Source organism: Longimonas haloalkaliphila (assembly GCF_055379825.1).
The window spans coordinates 3,499,397-3,522,175 of sequence record NZ_AP043948.1; the positions used below are offsets into that span (position 1 = coordinate 3,499,397).

Consider the following 22,779-nt stretch of genomic DNA (forward strand, 5'->3'; position numbering starts at 1 on the left):
AGACGAAGAGGTACATACACAGTAGTGCCGACCAAAGCATTGTGCCGGCAGGCGTCGTGTGCCCTATTTTTGCACACCGCACAATAGGATGAGTCGCGTTGCTCTCCTGTTTCCCATCACGATGTCGATACGGAATCGTAACGCATACAAGCCATTCTGGCTTTTGGAGTGGCACCACGCCCCCCCGTTTTTCAGACGCCCCTCTGATGATCTTCTTGCATGGGCGGCTGCATCAGCAGAACAATGCGATCGGCTGCTCGCATCGTAGCTGGAAGCTGCGTTAGCGGGCCCGTTAGCACCCCGTTTTCATGGATTACGAAGAGCGGGGTGGCATCGGCTGTTTCGCATGCCTGCATGAGTGCCGGCCCCTCGTATGAAGCATGCTCCACGTCTCCAGGCAGTATATCAGCCGGACGAAACGCGTAGAACTGGGCTCCGCTTTCAAGTGCGGTGCGCATCCACTGATACGAGACTGGCGCCGTGCGGGCAGCCGGCGCGGCCCGAAACGACGGCTTCTCCTCATGAACCGGCATAACCACGCGGTCGGCCCAGGGCAGACTGCCGGATGCGTGCGCAACAGCATCGTGTAGCCGGTCGGTATCGGGCAGCATAATAACGGCGCGGTCTACGCGATGCAGGGGCAATGTATCGTAGGCCTCGGGTGCCTCCAGGTCGTGGCGTGCAGCAGGAAGATCCATTGCCCGGGCTGCCGCTACCGCGTCCTCCCGGTCGTCGACCAGTTGTACAGGCAAGCCGCGCTGCTGCAGGAACGAAGCCAGGCGCCGCACCGGGTAGCCAGCGCCAACAAAGAGCAGCGTAGGGGGATGCGAAGCGCGGTTTACCAGCCACCGGGTAAGCGCAGGTCCAAACAGGGCGGCATATGTGCCCGCCGCTACCGATACAAAAATCAGGGCAGGAAGCCACATTCCTTCTGCAGACGGGTACCAGTGCTGTACAAAGGGGAGCACCGCAGCTGCAATGACCAGGGGAAACACGTCGCGTGCGTGCCAACTCCCCAGCATGATCAGGCTACGCCACGTGCGTCTGCTGCCCCACCACAACAGCCCCAGCGCCACCGGACGTGCCACCAGCGCTGCCGCAGCAAACGACAACATAGGCATAGAAAAGAGACCCCAGACGTTCGCACCCAGGTTCGTTCCGATGATGATTCCTACGACAGCAGCGGTAACGTGGTAGAGCGCTGGCGGAATCCGAAGTGCATGCGTCGGCTGCACCCACGGCTGATATGCCAGGAATCCCCCTGTCAGCAGCGGCACGAGCAGTCCAGGACCATGCTGCAGGTAGTCGGCCCCAAACACGCCGGCCCAGACCAGAAGCGCTACGGCAACGATCCGCACGGGTCTGGGGCGCTGCACCCAGCGAAGAACGCCAAGCAGGAGCGCCACAGCCACACCGGCTATTCCCAGCGAAGTAAACACGTCGAGTCCGATCCCGAGGGCCAGGTGCTCTGCCTGCGTGGTAGCTGGCGCGGCAATGGGACTGTGGGCCACCTGCGTTACTGTTATACCGACCAGCAGAAGCCCCAAGAGGATTGCCCCGCCAGCCCCTGCCTCAACGCGTAGCGGGATTGTCATGGATGCCGGAAGTGGCGTGTGCCGGAGCAAGGCGCCAAGCGCATAGCTGCTGGGGACGGCCAGCACCCCACCGGCCAACAGCGCGAGCGACACGGACCACTGCATTACAGCGTATCCGGCCGCTGCGATCAACAGGGCGTGTAGAAGAGGCACCCCGTACCGCATACGCCTCGTCAGGGTGTCATATTGCAGGCTGTGCTCTATGGCTTGCTGCTCTACTCGCTTCTCTGCCTCCGACTGCTCTGCGGCCTCCGGGCGTGGGGCGATCGGCACTGGCAGCGACGTTTCGTTGCGCATTGCAGCACGAATCTGCCGACCGGCGTCGAAGAGCCATATGCTTGCAACAGCAATGACGAGCGTGCGCATCCCCTCGAAGGCCAGCGTTGCCGTAGGCATGAGCCCGAGTAACGGTCCGACAATGCCCCCGATGGGAATCACAATGAGCAGCGTGGGCACACGCAGGCGCCAGGCTACCCACAGCCCTACCGCTGCACAGGCGCCAATCAGAAGAAGAGGAGCGAGTACGGGATCAGTCACTGGATCTATGGGGCTGCTAAAAAAGATCGATGGCGGCTTAGCACGCGCTGTTGCTACGCGCTATGCGTTCTTTTCGCGAACATCGTGCAAACGAATGTACAATATTTTTGGAAGCGCTTACAATTTACGGGGGGGTGGCTTGCCGTTGTAGTACGTAGCCGTTTACATGGAAAACAAGTTACAACCGGCGCTTTCGTATTTTTCTGCACCACTTTTCTGCTTCTGATCTATGCAATCCGCTTCCACCGATACAACCCCAGGGGCTGAACAGGGGTTTTCCGCTCAGGTAAACCGTATGTTCGATACCGCTGCTGTACATACCGATCATCCGGAAGGCGTGCTGAACCAGATACGCGCCTGCGATAATATCGTGCGTTTCGAGTTCCCTATCAAGCGCGACGACGGGAGCATCGAAGTGATCCGTGCATACCGGGCTGAGCACAGCCACCACAAGAAACCGACCAAAGGCGGCATCCGGTACGCCATGAACGTAAACGTGGATGAAGTCATGGCGCTGGCTTCGCTCATGAGCTATAAGTGCGCCATCGTGGATGTACCGTTTGGCGGCGCCAAGGGCGGGGTGCGCATCGATGCCCGCGACTACTCTGTGCACGAGCTGGAGCGGATCACGCGCCGCTACACGTTTGAGCTGATTCGGAAAAACTTTATCGGAGCCGGGGTAGATGTACCGGCTCCTGACTACGGCACCGGGCCACGCGAGATGGCCTGGATCATGGATACCTACAACCAGATGACCGACGACGACCTGAACGCACTCGGGTGCGTAACGGGCAAGCCTGTTGGGCAAGGGGGCGTGCGCGGTCGCACCGAGGCAACCGGACGCGGCGTATACTACGGCATCCGCGAAGCCTGTGCCTTTAAGCAAGACATGGACGCACTGGGCCTCGACGTAGGCACCGCCGGCAAGTCGGTTGTTGTGCAGGGAATCGGTAACGTCGGCTACCATGCAGCCCGCATCCTGCAAGACGAAGGAGGCGCCAAGATTGTCGGTATTGCCGAAATTGAGGGGGCCATCTACGACCCGAGCGGACTCGACATCTACGACGTGGTGGCACACCGCGAGGAGACCGGGTCGATCCTTGACTTCCCGGGTGCTACAAACATCGATAACTCGTTTGACGCGCTGGAGCTCGAGTGCGACATTCTCGTACCCGCTGCCCTCGAAGGCGTTATCACCACCGAAAACGCAACGCGCATCCAGGCCAGCATCATCGCCGAAGCCGCCAACGGACCGGTTACCGCCGAGGCCGATGCCATCTTGCAAGAGCGCAACGTGCTGATCATCCCTGACGTGTACCTGAACGCCGGGGGTGTTACCGTGTCGTACTTCGAGTGGCTGCGCAACCTGTCGCACGTGCGCCACGGCCGCATGAGCCGCCGCTTTGAGGAGCGCAATGCCGAGCGCATCCTGCGAGCCGTCGACGAGCTCACCGACCAGAGCTTCGATGAGCAGCTCATGGAAGACCTGGTCAAGCGCGTCGGCTTTGGCGCCAGCGAGGAGGACCTCGTAAACTCGGGCCTCGAAGATACCATGACGTTCGCGTATGAGGAGATCCGCAATGAACGCGAGCAGCACAACGTCGACATGCGTACCGCGGCCTTTATCAGCGCGATAAACAAGATCGCGAAGTCCTACTCTGACATGGGCATCTTTCCCTGATCAAAATTCCAGGCTTCGGCTCCGTACAGGCGCCATACAGGTGTCCGCCATAGACCCTGTCAGAATCAGGGGGATGCGTACCGTTCGCATCCCCCTGATTTAATTATACGGCTACGCCACCAGGCCACGTGCGTATCCGCATGGGTGCCGAATCACTTCTTACCCTGCCGCGCTATCGGGCACGCCGCCTGTCTGCAGCAAGACCCCGCGGACGCGCTGCGTACGCCAGTCATCCGGTCCAAACGCGGCCTCGAACTGGCGATAGACCGGAACCAGATACGTGCGTCCCTCGGCAATCTGGCCTTGCTGGATGAGCGCAACGCCTACGATGCCCCAACCTGCCTGCACCTCCCAGTGTGAGTCGGGCACGAACTGGGTGAGCATCTCGATGCCCTCGCGCACCATTGCCTCCGCCTGCTGGCCGTTCCCCCGCTCCGCTTCAAGCCATCCGTATCGGATCAGCGAAGAAGCGATATGCGGGTGCACATCGGGGAGTACATTGCGCCGCATATCGAGCGCCTCTTGATGCACTGTAGCGGCCTGTTCCATATTTCCGTTCAAGTGAAGCGAGTACGCATACCGCGCAAGCGCCGAAGCCAGATTGGGGTGGTCGGCTGCGTATTGTGCCCTGCGCATGTTTATGGCTGCCTCGTGCAGCGGAAACGCCTCTTCGAAGCGTCCCTGCTGCTGTAGTGCAATGGCGAGGTTGTGCAGGTAGACATTGTTGCTCTGTTTGTCTTCACCCTGAAGCTGAATCGCACGGCGCAGGAGGGTCTCCGATTGCACGCCGTTTCCCATGGAGTTGTAGACAAGGGCCAGCGTGTTCAGGTAAGGTGCTGCTCCCGGGTGCGTTGCCCCGTGCACGCGCTCGAAACTGGCAAGCGCATCGGTGAGGTAGCGCTCGGCCTCTTCATAGTTGCCCGTGCGAAAGAACATGTAGCCCAACTCCCGCTTCGTATGAGCCTGCGCAATGGCATCGCCACCTTCAGCCTGTGTCGCGAGCGCTTCACGAAGCAGCGGCTCGGCCTGGCTGTACAGCCCAAGGCTATTGTAGACTTGGGCGAGCGTGCCCTGCAGATCAGCCCGCACCTGGGGCGCCTCGCGCATGTTTTCGTCGAGGCGCATCGCCCCTCGGTCGAGCACCTCACGGACCGTCAGGTCGGGGCTGCCGGTTGCGTTACGCACCGGGTCGGATGCGGCAAAAAGATCTGTCAGAAAGGTGGTTACGGCTTCCGACTTGTCGCGCTCGGCTTTCATCTGCTGCGAGTACAGCGTGACGGTGAAGGCATACCCGATGACTACGAGCAGAGCGGCCATCGCCCCGGTGATTGCCCAACGATTGCGCCGCATGTACGTGCGGGCCCGGTAAAGCGGCGTAGATGTACGCGCTTGCACGGGACGATCGCTGAGGTAATGCTCCAGGTCGCGCCTGAGTTCGGCCGCCGCGCCGTAACGCTGTTCAGGGTCACGAGCCAGCGCCTGCCCAAGAACGGCGCACAGGTCGCTTTGCAGCACGTGCCTTAGCGCCACTACGCTCGTGCTGCGCTCTCCTGCAATTGCAGCCTGCTCCTCTTTAGACAGTCCATGGAAGCGCTGGTACATGGTACGTAAGTTGCCCTCACATACCGCCTGCATGAGCGCATATGGCGCTGTAGTATCCGCCTCAATCGGCGAGCAGCCCGACACAAGCTCATAGCATATGCGTCCGAGTGCATACACGTCGGTACGGGTGCTGATGGGCCCTTCCTCAATCTGCTCGGGCGCCGCGTACCCGGGCGTCATCGGATACGTGCCGACCTGCGTTTCGTATGGATCGAGCGTAGCCGCAAGCCCCGATTCTTCAAGCACTTTAGCGATCCCAAAGTCGAGAAGGCGAACCTGCCCTGTCTCCGTCACCAGTATGTTAGAGGGTTTCAGGTCACGATGCACAATGAGGTGCTGATGAGCATACTGTACGGCTTCAATTACATCACAAAGCAGCTCCAGCCGCTCTTTGATCGTAAGCTGATGGGTATTGCAATACTCCGTAATCGGCGTTCCCTCAACACGCTCCATTACAAAGAATGGATCTCCGTCGGGTGTAGTACCGCCATCGAAAACCCGTGCGATGTAAGGATGGGTGAGCGCGGCAAGAATGCTCCGCTCGCGTAGGAACCGCTGCCCGAAGTTAGCCCGCTGCCCGCCACGCAGCACCTTTATAGCGACAACCTGCTCGAACAGTCCGTCGCTGCGATGGGCCTCATACACGTAGCTGCTTCCTCCCACCCCGATCGGTGCGTCGATGGTGTACGCCCCCACCTGCGTTCCTTCAGCAAGCCCACTATCGGGGATAACAGCGTCTTCGCCTCCTTCCTCAACCCATGTGCCTGCACACTGCCAGGCATCGTGGTCGAGCAGGCTTGGCGCTTCGGTTGCAGCCTGAAGTAGTGCCAGCGCTTCTGCGCACAGTTCGGGATCATCCGGAAACGACGCCCTGATGATGGCCTGTCGCTGTCTCCGCGGCGCGTCCAGTGCTTTGTCTAACACCTCGCTAAGAACCGGCCAGTGTGTTTCAGCAAGAGACATACGAGGTTCGGGGGATTGAAACGGGCTGGTCTGTTTACGTATGCCGTATCAGAGCGGTCATGGTCTGACGTATCCGAAGAAGCACTGTCGCAGCCAATATATCTGTTCACCAGATTGGGGAATGAAGGACTGGACAGATGAAACCATAGACATTTTGCTTGTTCATTACTTGTTCATTCGCCCACACATTCGTTCATGCATTCTTAGCGGAGCATGAAGGGCTGGTGTCACTCGTCCATTGCACGGGCGAGCCATCCTTTGGCTTTGCGCCAGTCGCGGCGCACGGTACGGGGCGACAGGTCGAGCAGTTCGGCGATCTCTTTTTCGGTCATACCGCCGAAAAATCGATACTCAACAACTTTGGCGAGCCGCTCATCCATCTTAGCCAACTGGGCAAGGGCATCGTCGAGCGCAATAAACAGCTGCGCCGTTTCCTCGCTGTCTGATAGCTGTATCTTGTCAAGCTGCACGTGCGGTGCGCCGCCACCACGTTTCTGCGCTGTGCGGCGGCGCGCGTAATCCACCAGAATGTTGCGCATGATGCGCGAGGCCATCGCATAGAAATGCAGACGGCTCTCCCACTCAACCTGTGTCTGGTCAATGAGCTTCAGGTAGCACTCGTGCACGAGGGCTGTAGTGCCGAGCGTGTGTCCTTTGCGCTCCCGCCGCATGCGATGATGTGCCAACTGACGCAGTTCATCATATACGGCTGCCCACAGACGATCTTTTGCACCCCCGTCGCCATGCTGGTAATCAACGAGAAGCTGCGTAACGTTTTCATCCATAACAGAAAACACTTGGTATTCGAAGAACGACGGGAAGCCGTTTGTCTGTCTCTGCCCGGTACAACGCTAACGATGCCATCCAACAACATGGCCGTACGTTGCCGTACACCTGTATACTCGTATCCCCTCCCCCTGTAAACCCTGTGTGCCCAGGCGGTTTGTATACGGGTTTATCTTTTGCCTCCATGCGTGAGCTTTCGGCACATCGCCTCCGTAAGCGTCAGGCGTAACGGGTACACTGCGAATAACGTATGTGTAACACATGTACAAGATATACGCCATCGCATCATAAACGCAATTACATCACAGTGAATACCCCCCCTTTGATTATCTTTTGCTTGACTTCTTGCAGATTGTCTACCCTTCTACATCTGCTATATTACATTTATTTAGACGCATGCAACGCAAGGGTCGTAACGCAAACGGACGCTACCATCCACCAGGCACCGTCCAACAGCTACCTGCATATGTTGCGGGGCATATGTTGCGGGGCATATGGCGCCATAGCACACGGCACGATACATTATCGTTGCCGGATCTACATTATCATTGCTGCATCATTGCTGCGTTTTGCGCACCGGCCGTCGTCTGGAGACGGATCACCTTTTCCCGATGCTACGTGTAAGCGATGCTATACTTCAAACCATCCCTCTTCAAAATGACACAGCGCGTAGGGCTTCTTTTTATCGTAGCCGCCCTCTGGTGTAGTCCCCTGGCGTCTGCCCAGTCGGTTTCGTTTGGCGGAACGCTCGGCGCCAATTTCTCAACGGTTACGACCTCCGACGACCTGTCGACGGGCATCCGCACCACGGTTATGTTTGGAGGGGTGATGCGTGTTGATCTGCCTGGCTCTATCGCGGTGCAGCCCGAACTTCTTTTTTCAGAGCGTGGAACTACGGTCTCGGAAGGCACCGGACAGGTTAACTACAATGCTTCATATCTGGAAGTGCCGCTGCAACTACGCCTCCAGCTGCCCGCAGTCTGGCGTCTGAATCTCTTTGCTACCGCAGGCGGTTCATTTGGCCTCAAAATGTTTGAGACACAGAGCATCGGAGGAACGCTCGAAACGCAGGTCAACACCAACACCTCGTTCTACGAGCGCACCGACGTGAGCGGGCTCGTGGGCTTCGGCGCCTCTTTTGAGGACGGGCCCAGTCCCATCGGCGTGGTGGTACGGTACATGCACGGGTTTAACGACATTGCCCGTGCGGTCGATGAACAACCGTTCGAGGAATCTGGCAACGTCTTCCCCAGCAGCGCCTCGCTTCGCACCTTCACGCTGGGCGTCTACATTGGCATATAACCGCACCTTCAATCCTTATCCACCAGGGCGAGCCGCAGCGTTGGACTCGCCCTTTTGTATGACTGCTTCTGCCTTCGTATGTATCTCCGCACGCTTTCACTTCATGGATTCAAGAGCTTCGCTGACCCAACAGAGGTCGACTTTGCCCCCGGCATTACCGCTATTGTTGGGCCAAATGGATGCGGGAAGTCAAACATCGTAGATGCGGTGCGTTGGGCCATTGGCGAACAGCGCCCCACCGTGCTGCGGTCTGAAAAGATGCAGAACGTGATCTTCAACGGCACTGACTCGCGCAAGCCGCTGGGCATGGCTGAGGTGCAGCTCACGATCGAAAACAACCGGAACGTGCTACCGACCGAATACTCTGAGGTGACCATCGGGCGGCGCCTCTTCCGCGATGGCACGTCTGAGTATCTGATGAACGACACGACGTGCCGCCTGAAAGACATTACGGATCTCTTCATGGATACCGGAATGGGGGCTGATGCCTACTCGGTGATCGAGTTGAAGATGATCGATGAGATTGTGTCGGGCAGCACCGAAGATCGCCGCCGGATGTTTGAGGAGGCCGCGGGCATCACCCGCTACAAGATGCGTCGCCGCCAGGCGCTGCGTAAGCTCGACAACACCCAGGACGACCTGGAGCGCATTCGCGACCTCACCGGGGAGATCGGCGCGCAGGTGAAGCGTCTCAAGAAGCAAGCTGAAAAGGCCGCACGCCATAAGGAGCTCTCTGAGGAGCTGCACACGGTAGAGCTTCAACTGGCACAGGCGGAGTACGACCGCCTCCAGGCGCAGCGCACCGAGATCGTCGCGGAGCAAGAGGCGGCCCAGATGCGCGCCGATACGCTCGACGAGAAACACGACACAGCCGAAGAGAAGCACGCCACGCTCCGCACCACCTTAGACGAGCGTGAGGCCGCGCGCTCCGATCGGCGCCAGGCGCTGCAAGACCACCGCACCCAGATCAGCGAACTGGAGTCGGACCAGCGATTGCAGCGCGAACGCCTCACCCGGGCACGCGACGACCGGCGCGAGGCGGAGACCGCTCAAGAACGCGATGCCGACCGGCTCTCTGAGATTAACGAACGCCTCCAACAGGTAGATGCGCAGCTTAGCGACGCCCGACCGGCTCGTACATCCGCCGAGGCCGCCCTCGAAGACGCTGCCGAGCGGCGTGCCCAGGCAGAAGCAGAAGCCGAAACGCTGCGCGAAGACCTCGCGTCGGTGCGCGCCCGACTCAATAAACACGAAACCGAACAGTCGAAACGCCAGCGCACGCTCGACCAACAGACCAACCGGCTCGACCTGCTTCGGGAGGCGCAGGAGCATGCCAAGGAACAGCAGGCAGAGCTCGCTGCCAACGCATCAGAGCGGGCCGAACACGCCCAGTCGGCCCGCTCCGCAATGAACAGCGCGGAGGCCGATCTGGCCGCTACCGAAGAAGACCTTGAGCAAGCCCGGCAGACTTTTGACGAGCGCAAAGAGACCCTGGCATCCGTCGAGGCGGCCTACCAGGATGCCCAGCGCCGCCGCGATGCCGCCGCCACCGAGGTTGAGCTGCTTGAGGGACTCGTGTCGAGCTACGACGAGTTTTCGGATGCAATTCAGCACCTGGCCTCTGAAGGGCCGTTCGACGACCTCATCACGGTCGCTGATGTTCTGGGGTGCGACGACAAGCTCCGCGTTGCGCTCGACGCTGCACTGGGCGACTGGGCATCATGCGTGGTGGTCGCCTCAACCGAAGCCGCCGAGACGGCCATCGAAACGCTGCGAGCTGATGAAGCCGGACAGGCCACGTTCATCGTGCTCGATCGCCTTCCGACTCCGCCCGAACCGCACGCGACTCCTGACGGGACGGTTTCGCTTCGCACGCAGGTGCGCACCACCGAACCGCGCTACAAGCCGCTGGCCGACGTGCTGCTGCATCGGCATTTTGTAGCCGACGATCTTGATGCCGCCCGTTCAGCAGCAGAAGACGCCTCGCAAGATACAACGGTTTATGCTCCCACGGGCGAATGGTGCGACGCGCAAGGGCGTCTTCGGGGCGGCAGCCGCCAGGAGAACACGTCGCCCGTTGCCTCGCGGGTCGGACGCCGTGAGCAGCTGGCCGCTGCCCGAGCTGAGTGGGAAGACGCTCATTCCGAGTGCGAGACCCTCAAGGCTGAATACAACGGGGCGCAGTCGGATCTGCAGCGCGCCGAGACCGAGCTTGAAGATGCCCGCCAGGCCGTCACCGAGGCCCAGCGCACCTTCGACCGGGCCGAGGCCCGCTACGAGCAGGCTACCTATGAGCGGGAAGCCGCCGAAGAGCGACGCGACGAGTTGGCTAATCGCATTGCGGAGCGCGCCAAGGAGCTCGACGCGCTGCGTAGCAACATCGAAACGCTGCGTGCTAAGGTGCAAGACGCAAAAGAGATGTTAGAGACGCTCCGCGAGGAACGCCAAATTGCTGAAACCAAGCTGGGAAAAGCTGCTCAGGCCGAGCGCGATGCCGTGGAAGCACACAACAGCGCTCAGCTGGAGGCCGTGGAGGCGCGCAACCGCGTAGAAACGCTCGAACGCGACCAGGAGCGCCTGCAGGAGCAGCGCACAGAGATCGATGCGCGCATGAGCGATCGGGAAGCACGCATCGAGCAGCTGGGCAGCACAATCGAAACCGCACTCGACCGGCAGACCGAGCTTGATGAGAAGATTGAAGCCGCCCGTGAAGCCCGGGCCGACTACCAGCAGGCCGTCGACAAGGCCGATGAAGCCGTCGAGGCAACACGTACCCAGGTCAACGAGATCGAACAAACGCTGCGCTCCTTGCGCCAGGAACGCGAATCTGCGGTCGAAAAGGAGAACAAAGCCGCCGTACGGCGCGCTCAGATCGATACCCGTCTCGAAGAACTGCATGCAAACATCGAGGAAGATTTCGACCACGACCTTGACGAAGAAGCAGTCGACCTTCCCGGAGACTTCGATGTCGACGACGCCCGCTCAACAGTACGATCGCTTCGCGGGTCACGTAACCGGCTTGGCGACGTGAATCCGCTTGCAGTCGACGAGTATGCCGAAACAAAAGAGCGCCTCGACTTTCTTGTGGATCAGCAAGAAGACCTGGAGGAAGCCGAGGAGACGCTGCTCGAAACCATTACAGAGATCAACACCAAAGCCTCAGCGCGTTTCGAAGACACCTACGAGTCCATACGCGGCAGCTTCCGGAAGCTGTTTTCGGATCTATTTGGCGAAGCCGCACAGGCCGATCTGATGCTGGAGGACGCGGACGATCCGCTCGACGCGCCGATTGAGATTCGCGCAAAACCACCCGGGAAGGAGCCCAGTTCGCTCAAACAGCTCTCAAGCGGAGAGAAAACGCTCACTGCCATTGCGTTGCTCTTCGCGATCTATCTCGTAAAGCCCAGTCCGTTTTGCATCCTGGATGAGGTCGACGCGCCCCTTGACGACACAAACGTAGAGCGTTTTATGAGCCTGATCCGTCGCTTTGAGCACGACACGCAGTTTATTCTTGTGACACACAACCAGCGCACGATGGCTCTTGCCGATCGCATGTACGGCGTTACAATGCAAGAAAACGGCGTGTCGGAGCTGGTTGGCGTCGAGTTTGATGAGGCCGTCGAGATCGCCGGGTAGCCTCCGCATCCCCCTGACCTGACGGGTTGCTTGCCTGGATTGATTAGGATTGCCTATTAGGATTGCCTATTAGGGCTACCTCTCGGATGGCCTGCCGCGCAGCCTCGCTTATCGTATCTTTTCACTACAGTCCCCCGCCCCTGCAGCATGGAACCTCATATCGTAAACCGAAGCCGCGATGCCGGATGGGTCGAAGTCGTGTGCGGATCAATGTTCAGCGGAAAGACCGAGGAACTCATCCGCCGCCTGCGCCGCGCACGCATTGCCCGGCAACAGGTCATGGCGTTCAAACCGGCCCTCGACACGCGGTACAGCGACGACGAGGTGGTCTCGCACGACGATACCACCATGCCAACGACCGCCGTCAACGCAGCCGACCAGATCGTGCTACTCGCTCGTGCGGCCGACGTCGTGGGCATCGACGAGGCGCAGTTCTTCGGACCCGAACTGATGCACGTATGCCAGACCCTGGCGTCCGACGGCGTGCGCGTAATCGTGGCCGGGCTCGATCAAGACTACAAGGGGAACCCCTTCGAGCCTATCCCGCAGCTCATGGCTATCGCGGAGCACGTTACGAAGCTGCACGCAATCTGTGTACAGTGCGGCGCGCCTGCGAATCACTCTCAGCGCATCGTGGCAGGCGACGACCGCGTGCTGCTCGGCGCCACTGAGGCGTACGAGCCCCGCTGCCGCGACTGCTTCCAGCCAACAGAGATCCCGAGCGGAGCCGCCCCGCAACCCATCACGTCGTCGCCTCCCGAAGACGCAGAGTAGAATGCTGCACAGCGCACGCGTTTCTGTTTCTCATCTGATGCCCCACACAGGCGTCATGTGCGCCCCCATACATGTGCTTACTCCTCACATGTGCTTGCCGTAACACGGTGGAGCTTTTGTCGGTCATGTGGTTCCTGTTGATCCGAATCCGCCTTTGCCTCGTTCGGTTGCATCGAGCGTTTCAACAGGCGTCCAGTCAATACGCTCGTAACGCGCCACCACGAGCTGGGCGATGCGCATCCCCCGCTCTATCGTAAATGGCTCCTGCCCTATATTCACAAGCGCAACTTTCACCTCGCCCCGATAATCTGCATCGATGGTGCCAGGCGCGTTGATCACCGTAACGCCATGCCGCACCGCCAGCCCGCTTCGTGGACGCACCTGCCCCTCGCAATCCGGGGGCAATGCGATCTGGAGACCGGTGGGTACGAGCGTTCGCTCTCCCGAAGCAAGCGTAATGGGGCTGGCGTCGGGAATGGCGGCACGCAGGTCAGCTCCAGCGCTCTGCTCGGTGGCATGTTCGGGGAGCGGTAGGCCTTCTGCGTGAGGCATCTGAACAAGATGAACGGTGCGGGTCTGCATCGGCAGGTCTGTATGTCATTTTGGGGAAAGCGAGCGCGTCGCCTGAGGGGGAGCTGCTACCGGATCGTCTACACGCACTGCGTTACGCATCACACGATCTATGCTGCACACACAGTAGTCGGTTTGATTCAGGCAGTCAGGTCTCTTCAGGTCTCACGTAATAGATACGGATCGTCCCGTAGAAGCGCGATCAACCTCCGCTTAAATCTTCTTTTCTTGCTGCTCTGCCACGTAAACTCGTGGCCCCGTTCTGCTGCCTGACTGGCGAGGTAACAGGTTCGTTTCGTGCCCATAACGTTTTCGTTTCATTCGGCACTGGTTATTAGGGGGATGCCGCGGTGTCTATCGGGTGCGTATTCGGAAGCATCATATCGGATACGTGCACCATGCACGATTCATCTTTTCCCATAGTACCCGTTTGTCATGCTTCACAGACTAATTCGCGGCTCGCGACTCCTGTCGCTGGCTCTCATTTTTGCACTCACACTTGGGCTCACTGCGTGCGATAGCGATGACCCGGTTACCCCGGAGCCCCCTGAACCCGACCCTGAGCAGACGATCGGAGAGATCGTTGGCGATAGCGACGACTTTGCAACCCTCTTCGCTGCGCTGGATACTGCCGGACTGGCTGATACGTTCACCGATGAAGAGGCTACGTTCACGGTCTTCGCGCCCAACGAAGCCGCCTTCACGCCCATCAACACCGACGTGCTGCTCGGACAGGACGAGGCACTCGCTTCAGTGCTTGGCTATCATGTGATTGAGGGCGAGGCTCTTTTCGCTGGTGATCTCAACGAAGGCGAAAACACCGTAACCACGTTCTCTGGCGACGAGCTCACGGTTGAAGTCACCGATGGCGGTGTCTTCATCGAAGGCTCCGAAGTCATTCAGACCGACATCGAAGCCGGCAACGGCGTCATTCACGTGCTCGACCGCGCGCTGCTTGGCAACCAGAATCTGGCTAACGTGGCCTGGTTTGTAAACGAAACGGGCAGCCTGTACAACGCGGTTGTTGATGCCGAACTCGGTGAAGCCTTTGCGGGCGACGTGGAATGGACCGTATTTGGCCCGAACAACGCGGCCTTTGATGCAGCCGACCTCAGCGGATTCTCTGGCGAAGAGATCCAAGAGATCCTGCAGTACCACGTACTTGCCGGCCAAACAACCGACGCTGCTTCCCTGCTCGGCCTGCTGGAAAGTGAAGGCGAACTGGAACTCGAAACGCTGACTGGCGAAGCCATCAACGTTACGCTTGATGGCGAACAGGTCGTGTTTAACGACGGACAGGCAACCCTCGACGCTAACAATCTCGACTACTTTGCGTCGAATGGCATCCTGCACGTGATCGACGGCATCCTGCTTCCTGAAGATCTGCGTCCGGCTAATACGATCGCTAATGTTGTGTCGCGGAACGACGACTTCTCGACGCTGCTTGCCGCGCTGGAAGAGGCCGGTCTCGTTGACCCATTGGCCAATGAAGAAGCCACATTTACCGTCTTCGCGCCCAACAACGACGGCTTCGCGCCGATCAACACCGATGTGCTGCTCAACCAGCCCGAAATCGGTGATGTGCTCGGCTACCACGTGATTCCCGATGCCGAAATCAGAGCATCAGATCTCAACGAAGGCGAGAACACCGTAACAACGCTGGCCGGCGAAGAGCTCACCGTTGTGGTTAACGACGATGGCGTCTTTATCGAAGGCTCCGAGGTCATTCAAACCGACATCGAAGCCGAAAACGGCGTCATCCACGTGCTCGACCGCGCGCTGCTTGGCAACCAAAATCTGGCCAACACCGCCTGGTTTGTCGATGAAACGCTGGAACTCTACAATGCGGTTGTTGACTTCGGTCTTGTCGAAGCGTTTGTTGATGCTGAAAACTGGACCGTCTTCGGCCCGAACAACGCCACGTTCGAAGCCGCCGACCTGAGCGGATTCTCAGAAGAAGAGATTCAGGAGGTATTGCAGTACCATGTGTTTGCTGCCGATGCAGTCGACTCCGCCAGCCTGCTCGCCTTGCTTGACGAAGAGGGCGGCGAGGTTGAGCTGGAAACTGCCCAGGGTGAACCCCTCACTATCGCGCTTGATGGCGAACAGGTCGTGTTCAACGACGGCGAAAACGGCCCACAGGCGACGCTCGACGTAGCGAACCTCGACTACTTTGCGTCGAATGGCATCCTGCACGTGATCGACGGACTCCTGCTGCCGCCGAGCTTCGCGGAGGAAGACAGTGCCGTCACAATCACGCTGGATAACGACGGAGCCAGCGCCTACTTCGCCACAGCCGTAGACGGCGCTGACGCCGCAGACGTTGTTGAACTGAATGAAAACAACGCGCCAATTACGCTTGGCGTAGGCACGCGCTATACCTTCGACATTGTGAACGGCGGACCGCATCCCTTTGCTATTGACGACGGCAATGGAACCAATCTGCTCACACATGCCGGCGAAGGTACGTTTGCCGACGACAGCGACGTTAACCTCGTGCCCGACGGCGAAGGCGGCTTTTCGTTTACGCTCACGCAGGAGCTTGCTAACGAGCTTGGTGAGTACTACTGCGTAGCCCATGCGGGAAGCATGCGCGGAACGCTGAGCGTTGAGTAACCCGCACTTCGAGTGCACTTCGAGTGCACTTTCGCATCAAGCATGCTATCAGAGCGATAGCCATGTAGATTCGCTGCCAGATATGCGCGCCGGGCGTACTCCGCTGGAGGCGCTCGGCGCGCTGTGTTTGGAATTGTATTGTTGCGTAGGATTGTATTGTCGCACCGCCTGTGCCTGACTGCAAGAGCATCGTGTCTCTTGCTACCCTGTGTATCGCCTTCTGAAATAGGCATCGCCGTTAAATAAGCTGCTCTTGCAGCCGGGCACCGATCGACATCACTGTCGTACCAATGCCGTCCCTCCAAGACGTCGTAGCGTTTCTTGCCTATGCCTGCCTCCGCGATGTCGGACTCCCCCCCCCCATCGATGCTTCCGACGACCCAAACGGGCCCAGCAGCGATGCCGCTGGTACAGATGCCGACACCGTAGCGATCGATGCATTATGCGAACGGCTCTCCGCCTCTAACCGCGATGCGTTTGAAGCCATCTTCCACCGGCTGTCGCCCCGCATCTTCCGATTTGTGCGAGGCATGGTTGCATCGGATGAGAAAGCCCGCGACATTACGCAGGAGACTTTCACCAAGCTGTGGTCTATCCGCACCGAACTGGATGACGTTGACTCGCTCACTGCATACGTTTTCCAGATGGCGCGCAACCGCGTCTACAACCTGCAGCGCGACGAGCGCACGCGCCGGACCCACGAAACAGCTGTGCCTTCCGGTGCACTTGGAGGCGCCCCGCCTGCGCCCGATGCGGAACTTGATGCCGACCTTCTGCGCACGCTCCTTGACCGGTGGATCGATGAGCTGCCAACTCGCCAGCGCGAAGCACTTACGCTTCGCCGTATCGACGGCATGACGCATGAAGCCATCGCTGACATCATGGAGATCTCGCCCAACACCGTAAACAACCACATTGTGCGCGCGCTTGAACACCTGCGCACCCGCCTTCGCGAACACCGCCCCGACTTGCTTTCCTGATGGAGCTTTCCTGATGGAGCTTTCCTGATGGAGCTTTCCTGATGGAGCACTCAACGGCACGCCTCGCTTTTTTTCACCTGCCAGGTTCTTTTGGCTATGGATACGGATGATTCGTCCCCCAACAATGCGGACGGCCGGCTGCCCGACGAAGTCAGCCAGGACAGCGATACGCCCCAGGACCGGGCGGAATACGCTGCGGTCTGGCGCCTGCTGGGCCGTGCCGATGCCGTTACGGACGATGCATTTTCGGCTGAGGAGGCCTGGCGACAGGTGGCCCAACAGGTCGACGCAGATGCGAGCAGCAACCTCTCTGATGACGCTCCCGGTAACATCCGCAGCGCTGCTGCATCGCCCGACCACTCAGGCCGTCGCGCTTCCAGTCGCGCTCCAGTGCGCCGCCCCAACCGCTCTAAACAATCTGAACGGTTGACTCGCCGGAACTGGGTTGCCGGTGCGCTTCTGGCTGCCTGTCTTCTGATAGGGGCCGTCTTCTGGTGGAGCCGCCCGGTGGCTATCGAGACGATGGCTGGCGAGCAAACCACCGTGTCGCTTCCCGATGGATCCACCGTCGACCTCAACGGCGCCACGCGCCTGACCTACGCCCGTGGGTTTTCCACGCTTCCGTTTATCGATGCTGAAACGCGAACCGTCACGCTGCGTGGGGAGGCCTTTTTCACTGTGGCCCCGGCCGACCGCCCCTTCCAGATCGAGACGGCGAACGCTCGTATCGGCGTTCTCGGCACTACGTTCAACGCACAAGCCTACACGACCCAGGACCACCCAACCACCGAGGTCACGCTTACCTCAGGGCGTGTACAGCTCCGCAGCGAAGCTCCGGGCTACGACCCCGTCGTGCTAAATCGGGCCGGACAGTATAGCCGCGTTGTAGGTACCAACACGGGTCCCTCTACCCCCACAGACACACCCACCGAAACAGCAGCAGTCTGGCGCGATGGCGGATTTGCAGTGCGTAATGCCTCGCTGCCCGTTATCTTGCGAGCCATAGAAGCTCAGTTTGGCCTCCCGATCCACCTTCGCGTTCCTGAGTCTGATACCGATGCCATGACGCTGCATTACAGGCAGGTAAGCGATCCGGAGTCTATCTTGCGTGATATCGTAGCCGTGCAAGGTCTGCAATACCGTGCACTCAGCCAGGGATACGAACTCGTTGCCCCGGATTCAGCACGCCCTGAATCTGAGTGACGCATTCCCGGTATGATTTGTGGCTGTGTCTTGCAGATCCGCTGTTGTTGCCACTGCTCGTTCTGCGAGGAGACTGATCCGCACCTTCTTCTACCTTCATACACCGCTCTTCTGTGCTCTCATTGCGTCTACTGATCGGAATCATGCTGCTTGCCAGTCTGAGCAGCGGGCCTGTTCTCGCCCAGCAGGTAGCCCCCAATGACGGAGAGCCGCGCTATACCATGGCGCTACGTGACGTGCCTCTCGACGAAGCCCTGCAGCGCTTCGTGGATATGACCAACGAGGATATTGCCTACTCAAACGAGCTGGTTCGCGACCGGCGCGTGTACTGCCGCGCCCGCAACGCATCCACCAGCGAACTGCTCCACTGCCTCCTCAGTGACACCGGCGTCGACTATGTGGTTACCTCCGACGGCACGTACCTGATCGTGAATGCTTTTCAGGCGCCCGAAGCCACCGGACGCCTCATCGGCACTGTCGTTGACAGCGAAACAGGGACGCCGCTCCCTTACGCCAATGTGCTCCTGGCCGATGCCTCCACTGGCATGGCTACTACCCCTTCGGGGCGATTCAGCTTTCCGGACGTCATCGCCGGCTCGCACCAGCTCGTTGTTACGCATGTCGGATACGAAGCCGTTGTCGACAGCGTGTGGGTGCCCCCGGCCGGACGCAAGAGCGTGCGCATCTCGCTGGCCCCGCAGCCTGTACGCTCCCAGCCCGTTGTGGTCGATGGGCTGCAGCAGCGTCTGCCTTCGTTTGCCCTCGGCACCAACGCCATGCCCCGCGAAGACCTCAGTCCGCTTTCGGCTCCCGGCACGCCCGACATTATGCACAGTGCCAGCCGGCAAATCGGGGTTACGCTCAGTCAGCCGCGGGCCGACCTCCACGTGCAAGGCGGAGCCCAGAACGAACACGCCATGCTACTCGATGATGTACCGATCCGCGAGCCTACCACAGTGGGCGGTGTGCTCTCTGCTTTCAGTCCACAAGCCTTGCGCCGTATCGATGTGCACAAGGCCGGCTTTCCAGCACGGTACGGCAGCTACACCGCAGGCGTTATCGCAACGGAGCACGACCTGTCGCGCACACAGACCCGCCACGCCACGGCCACGGTCGATCCTGTAAGCGCAAACATGCGGACCGAGACGCAGTGGAATCAGACGGGCAGCGGCACCGGACGTGCCATGGCTACTGCTCGCGTCGGCGTGTGGAATGCCTATCGTTCGCCGGCGCTACGCCACCGCCTATCGACCTGGACGCGCCCTGACCCGATGCTCGCAACCTGGTGGGTCAACAATGGCGACGCAATGGGCCAGCTCGTAGATCATGTCTCGGCTCCCGATCTCCAGTTCTCGGATGTGCATGCTGCTGTACAGCAGGAGTTATCGTCTTTTCATCAGTTGTACGTGTCGGCGTACCACGGCAGCAACCGGATGCGCACCGATGCCAGCAGCCTGCTAACCGAGGGCGACCGTGTGCGCCGCTTCGACGCGCAAGGACGCACCGGCTGGACCAACACGATGGTGCAGGCCCGCCACGACTGGCTCGCCACCGATCGCCTTTCCGGGCAGGTGCAGGTGTATGGCAGCCGCCACCGCTCCGACTCGTTCTTCGGGATGCGCAGCCCCCCCTCCGAGAGCCCCCCCGATGGTCAACTCGAACAGGTCGCCCCCCCACTATCGGGTACATCCGACCACGCGCTCGAAGAGAACGAGATCGCTGAATGGCGCGCCCGAGCTCTCGCCGAAGTCAGCCTTTCCCCACGCTATCGCCTGAGTGCCGCTGTGGCTTCTGCCTACTGGCGCGGCCATGTGCACCTGCGCAACCGCTTTGTGGGAGGCATCAGTCACGACGTGCGCACCTGGAAGTTGACTGGCCATCTCGAAGGCGAGGCCTCGCTTGGACTGGGCACGACGCTTACCGCTGGCACCCGGCTTACATACCTTTCCGACCAGCAGATGGTATACGCCGAACCGCGCCTGGCGCTGCGCTACGACCGTAGCACCAGTCCCGTTGGCGGCATAGCAGCGCGCCTCGCAGGCGGAATCTACCGGCAGTACGTTACGCAAGCGCAGATCAGCAATGACGGGCCTATGGCGGCCGTCCCCAGCATGCGCTTCTGGCTCCCGATCGACGGATCGCTCACTCCGCCTCGTGCCTACCATGCAGCCGCTGACCTGCGCATCCAACCGGCTTCGAACTGGTCGATACAGTGGGAAACCTACTACAAGTGGCAGCCTAACACGCTGCACCTGGACTTCGCTACGCTCGTTAATCCCATTCCCTTGCAGGACGTGCGGGCTGCCCAGACCGCCACAGCGCGTCAGCAGTCCGATTTCATGGCGTCGGGGGCCGGGCGGGCGTACGGCACGGCACTGCGCGTGCAGCGCTCGGGCCGCCGTGTGGATGCAACCATACGCGCCGAGCTGGAACGCAGCCAGCGACGCTACGCCGGGCGCTTCGAAGATCGCTTCGTACCGGCGCCCTGGGAGCAGCCGGTCCGTATTGGAGGTGACCTGAGCGTGCAGATCGTTGATGGGCTACATGCTCTCGGCAGCTGGCAGGGCATCTGGGGGCGCTCGTGGGCGCTGCGCCGTGCCTATTACGACTACACCACCCACACCTATGCCGCGCAGTCGCGTATTGGGGCCGACCTGACCCGCCCCGGCCGCCAGCAGCTCGCGCCGTTTTCGCGCGTCGACCTGGGCCTGCAGGCCGAGCGCCGCATCGCGGGCCTCACCGTAGAAGCGCAGCTCAACGTCGTAAACGTGCTCGACCGAGCCAATGCCTTCGACTGGAGCCTCCGCCCCGGCGGCTCGGTTGACACCCCGATCGTACGTACCCTGCCCGGACGCAACGTCTTCTTCCTGGTCGGGCTCCGGTACTGAGAACTATCCCGAAAGCGTCTGATGCTCTGTCAATTGCGCCATCGGAAGGCGCCCTGCTCTTCTCAGTGCACGCAGCCGATGCTGCACATCTCTGCAGCCGGACAGCCCTGCTCACCGAACGCTTTTCGCCTTAAGAAAAGCCCAGCATCACCATCCCCACCATACACACCGCCGCCAGAGCTATCAGCTTCAGCACGAGCGGCATGCAGAACCGAAACCACCGGTCGTATGGAATGCCCGCCATCCCCAGAATGCCCATCAGCACCGCATTCGTTGGCACAATCATGTTTGCAAAGCCATCGCCATAGAGAAACGCCTGCACGGCGATCTGGCGCGACATCCCCAAAATATCGCTCAGCGGCGCCAGCAGCGGCATCGTCACAAACGCTTGTCCGCTTCCCGACGGCACAAACAGGTTCAAGACGGTCTGCATGAGCATCATGCCCACGCCGGCCACTTCAGGGCCCACCACCTCCAGCGGTACCGAAAGCCCATGCACGATCGTATGCAAGATCTCCCCTTCCTCCATAATAAGCGCGATGCCACGCGCTACCCCAACCAGTAAAGCAGTTTCGGTGAGCTCCTTCGCACCCACCACAAACTCTTTCGCCATTACACTCGGCCCAATGCGGCCGATCGCTGCCGCAACCACCCCCAGAATCAGAAACGCGGCTCCCAGCTCCGTCAGGTACCAGCCCAGCTTTGCGATGCCCAACACAGCCGTACCCAGCGCCCCCAGGAACGACAGCATAATAGCGATGTGCGTCCACTGCAGCGACGGGTAGCTATCGGAACGCACCTCATCTTCAACGGGCATATCCAGGTCGGCCACGAGGCTACGCGAAGGGTCGAGTTGCACCTCGCGGGCATACCGGTAGACATGGTGCGTGCCCACCAGCACGAACGGCAGAAGCAACGCCATGCGCACTTGCCAGCCCGAATATGTATCCAAGTCGGCTACGCCCTGCGCCACCACCACCGTGTACTGGTTAAACGCCGCCGCGCCGTACCCGATGCCATATCCGGCTACGATAATCCCCACCGCCGTCATCGTATCCATCTTCATCGTGCGGCAGAGCGCCGCCAGAATCAGCACAAACGGAATGTACTCCGCCGACGCCCCCATGATGCTCGACGTAAGCGCGAACACAAAGATCGTGACGAAGATGAGCGTACCCGGGCTTCCCCCCAGCGCATCCAGCAGTCGCCCCAGCAGCGCGTCGATCGTCCCGGTCTTGCGAATGACCGCCAGCACGCCGCCGATGATAAACAGAAAGAAAATGATGTTCTGCGAATCGGCAAACGCCTGCGGGATCGCTGTAAACAGGTCGACCGGCGTCAGCGTCTCCGCCTCCTCGGCCACCTCAAACGTCCCTGGCACCACCACCTCGCGCCCGTCCACCAGTTCCGTATCAAACGCGCCCTGCGGAATGACCCAGGTAAGGGCCAGCGCGCCCACCATCAGGAAGAACAGGAGCGCCAGTGTGTGCGGCATCTTAAAGTTCATAAGGGATACGGGGGGTCAGAGGGCTTCGAGAACATGCGATCGCCGCCAAGATAACGGTTCGCATCCAGAAGAGAAACTACCTGTACGCGCCCCCTTCGCCTTTCGCTCGGAAGTCACCCGCGTAATGCCGGGTCGCCCC

Annotated in this window: 13 protein-coding genes; 8 read left to right on the forward strand and 5 right to left on the reverse strand. The window is 60.2% G+C overall.

All coding sequences use genetic code 11. From position 1 onward, the window contains the following. Positions 1 to 191 precede the first annotated feature (191 nt). A complete protein-coding gene (locus tag ACZ48V_RS13715; protein ID WP_464540002.1) occupies positions 192 to 2,132 on the reverse strand; it encodes a cation:proton antiporter in 1,941 nt (646 codons plus the stop codon). Positions 2,133 to 2,361: 229 nt separating this feature from the next. Between ACZ48V_RS13715 and ACZ48V_RS13720 the strand changes: the two genes are divergently transcribed. Then, positions 2,362 to 3,813 carry a Glu/Leu/Phe/Val family dehydrogenase gene (locus ACZ48V_RS13720; protein WP_464540003.1) on the forward strand — a complete coding sequence of 484 codons (1,452 nt, stop codon included), beginning with the start codon at positions 2,362 to 2,364 and terminating at the stop codon, positions 3,811 to 3,813. Between the two features lie 159 nt (positions 3,814 to 3,972). Here ACZ48V_RS13720 and ACZ48V_RS13725 read toward each other — a convergent pair whose 3' ends face one another. Both ACZ48V_RS13725 and ACZ48V_RS13730 read right to left on the reverse strand, forming a co-directional pair. After that, entirely contained in the window at positions 3,973 to 6,378 is a 2,406-nt protein-coding gene (locus ACZ48V_RS13725) for a protein kinase domain-containing protein (RefSeq protein WP_464540005.1), read from the reverse strand. Between the two features lie 227 nt (positions 6,379 to 6,605). Next, complete coding sequence (locus ACZ48V_RS13730) at positions 6,606 to 7,163, reverse strand: sigma-70 family RNA polymerase sigma factor (RefSeq protein ID WP_464540007.1); 558 nt, start codon at positions 7,161 to 7,163, stop codon at positions 6,606 to 6,608. A 658-nt stretch (positions 7,164 to 7,821) separates the two neighbouring features. Here ACZ48V_RS13730 and ACZ48V_RS13735 point away from each other — a divergent pair. From ACZ48V_RS13735 to ACZ48V_RS13745, 3 genes are all read left to right on the forward strand, one after another. Further along, positions 7,822 to 8,466 carry a porin family protein gene (locus ACZ48V_RS13735; protein WP_464540009.1) on the forward strand — a complete coding sequence of 215 codons (645 nt, stop codon included), beginning with the start codon at positions 7,822 to 7,824 and terminating at the stop codon, positions 8,464 to 8,466. A 78-nt stretch (positions 8,467 to 8,544) separates the two neighbouring features. After that, on the forward strand, positions 8,545 to 12,102 hold the full coding sequence (gene smc, locus ACZ48V_RS13740) for a chromosome segregation protein SMC (RefSeq protein WP_464540011.1): 3,558 nt from the start codon (positions 8,545 to 8,547) through the stop codon (positions 12,100 to 12,102). A 147-nt stretch (positions 12,103 to 12,249) separates the two neighbouring features. Beyond that, complete coding sequence (locus tag ACZ48V_RS13745; RefSeq protein ID WP_464540013.1) at positions 12,250 to 12,876, forward strand: thymidine kinase; 627 nt, start codon at positions 12,250 to 12,252, stop codon at positions 12,874 to 12,876. A gap of 123 nt (positions 12,877 to 12,999) precedes the next feature. Here the strand turns inward: ACZ48V_RS13745 and dut are convergent, their stop codons facing one another. Continuing rightward, positions 13,000 to 13,458, reverse strand: coding sequence for a dUTP diphosphatase (gene dut / locus ACZ48V_RS13750; protein WP_464540015.1), 459 nt, complete (start codon positions 13,456 to 13,458; stop codon positions 13,000 to 13,002). Positions 13,459 to 13,881: 423 nt separating this feature from the next. Between dut and ACZ48V_RS13755 the strand changes: the two genes are divergently transcribed. From ACZ48V_RS13755 to ACZ48V_RS13770, 4 genes are all read left to right on the forward strand, one after another. Further along, a complete protein-coding gene (locus ACZ48V_RS13755; RefSeq protein WP_464540017.1) occupies positions 13,882 to 16,062 on the forward strand; it encodes a fasciclin domain-containing protein in 2,181 nt (726 codons plus the stop codon). 290 nt (positions 16,063 to 16,352) lie between these two features. Continuing rightward, entirely contained in the window at positions 16,353 to 17,042 is a 690-nt protein-coding gene (locus ACZ48V_RS13760) for an RNA polymerase sigma factor (RefSeq protein ID WP_464540019.1), read from the forward strand. Positions 17,043 to 17,138: 96 nt separating this feature from the next. After that, the gene (locus tag ACZ48V_RS13765; protein WP_464540021.1) at positions 17,139 to 18,245 is read left to right on the forward strand and encodes a FecR family protein; all 1,107 of its coding nucleotides are present in this window, start codon (positions 17,139 to 17,141) and stop codon (positions 18,243 to 18,245) included. 113 nt (positions 18,246 to 18,358) lie between these two features. Next, positions 18,359 to 21,133 carry a carboxypeptidase-like regulatory domain-containing protein gene (locus ACZ48V_RS13770; RefSeq protein ID WP_464540023.1) on the forward strand — a complete coding sequence of 925 codons (2,775 nt, stop codon included), beginning with the start codon at positions 18,359 to 18,361 and terminating at the stop codon, positions 21,131 to 21,133. Between the two features lie 130 nt (positions 21,134 to 21,263). Here ACZ48V_RS13770 and ACZ48V_RS13775 read toward each other — a convergent pair whose 3' ends face one another. Further along, positions 21,264 to 22,640 carry a YfcC family protein gene (locus ACZ48V_RS13775; protein ID WP_464540025.1) on the reverse strand — a complete coding sequence of 459 codons (1,377 nt, stop codon included), beginning with the start codon at positions 22,638 to 22,640 and terminating at the stop codon, positions 21,264 to 21,266. Positions 22,641 to 22,779: the final 139 nt, after the last annotated feature.

What these genes read in the sequence shown, in the direction of transcription:
- ACZ48V_RS13720 (WP_464540003.1), top strand. Translation starts at nt 2,362, where the DNA reads ATGCAATCCGCTTCCACCGATACAACCCCAGGGGCTGAACAGGGGTTT.
- ACZ48V_RS13725 (WP_464540005.1), bottom strand. Translation starts at nt 6,378, where the DNA reads ATGTCTCTTGCTGAAACACACTGGCCGGTTCTTAGCGAGGTGTTAGAC.
- ACZ48V_RS13730 (WP_464540007.1), bottom strand. Translation starts at nt 7,163, where the DNA reads ATGGATGAAAACGTTACGCAGCTTCTCGTTGATTACCAGCATGGCGAC.
- ACZ48V_RS13735 (WP_464540009.1), top strand. Translation starts at nt 7,822, where the DNA reads ATGACACAGCGCGTAGGGCTTCTTTTTATCGTAGCCGCCCTCTGGTGT.
- smc (WP_464540011.1), top strand. Translation starts at nt 8,545, where the DNA reads ATGTATCTCCGCACGCTTTCACTTCATGGATTCAAGAGCTTCGCTGAC.
- ACZ48V_RS13745 (WP_464540013.1), top strand. Translation starts at nt 12,250, where the DNA reads ATGGAACCTCATATCGTAAACCGAAGCCGCGATGCCGGATGGGTCGAA.
- dut (WP_464540015.1), bottom strand. Translation starts at nt 13,458, where the DNA reads ATGCAGACCCGCACCGTTCATCTTGTTCAGATGCCTCACGCAGAAGGC.
- ACZ48V_RS13755 (WP_464540017.1), top strand. Translation starts at nt 13,882, where the DNA reads ATGCTTCACAGACTAATTCGCGGCTCGCGACTCCTGTCGCTGGCTCTC.
- ACZ48V_RS13760 (WP_464540019.1), top strand. Translation starts at nt 16,353, where the DNA reads ATGCCGTCCCTCCAAGACGTCGTAGCGTTTCTTGCCTATGCCTGCCTC.
- ACZ48V_RS13765 (WP_464540021.1), top strand. Translation starts at nt 17,139, where the DNA reads ATGGATACGGATGATTCGTCCCCCAACAATGCGGACGGCCGGCTGCCC.
- ACZ48V_RS13775 (WP_464540025.1), bottom strand. Translation starts at nt 22,640, where the DNA reads ATGAACTTTAAGATGCCGCACACACTGGCGCTCCTGTTCTTCCTGATG.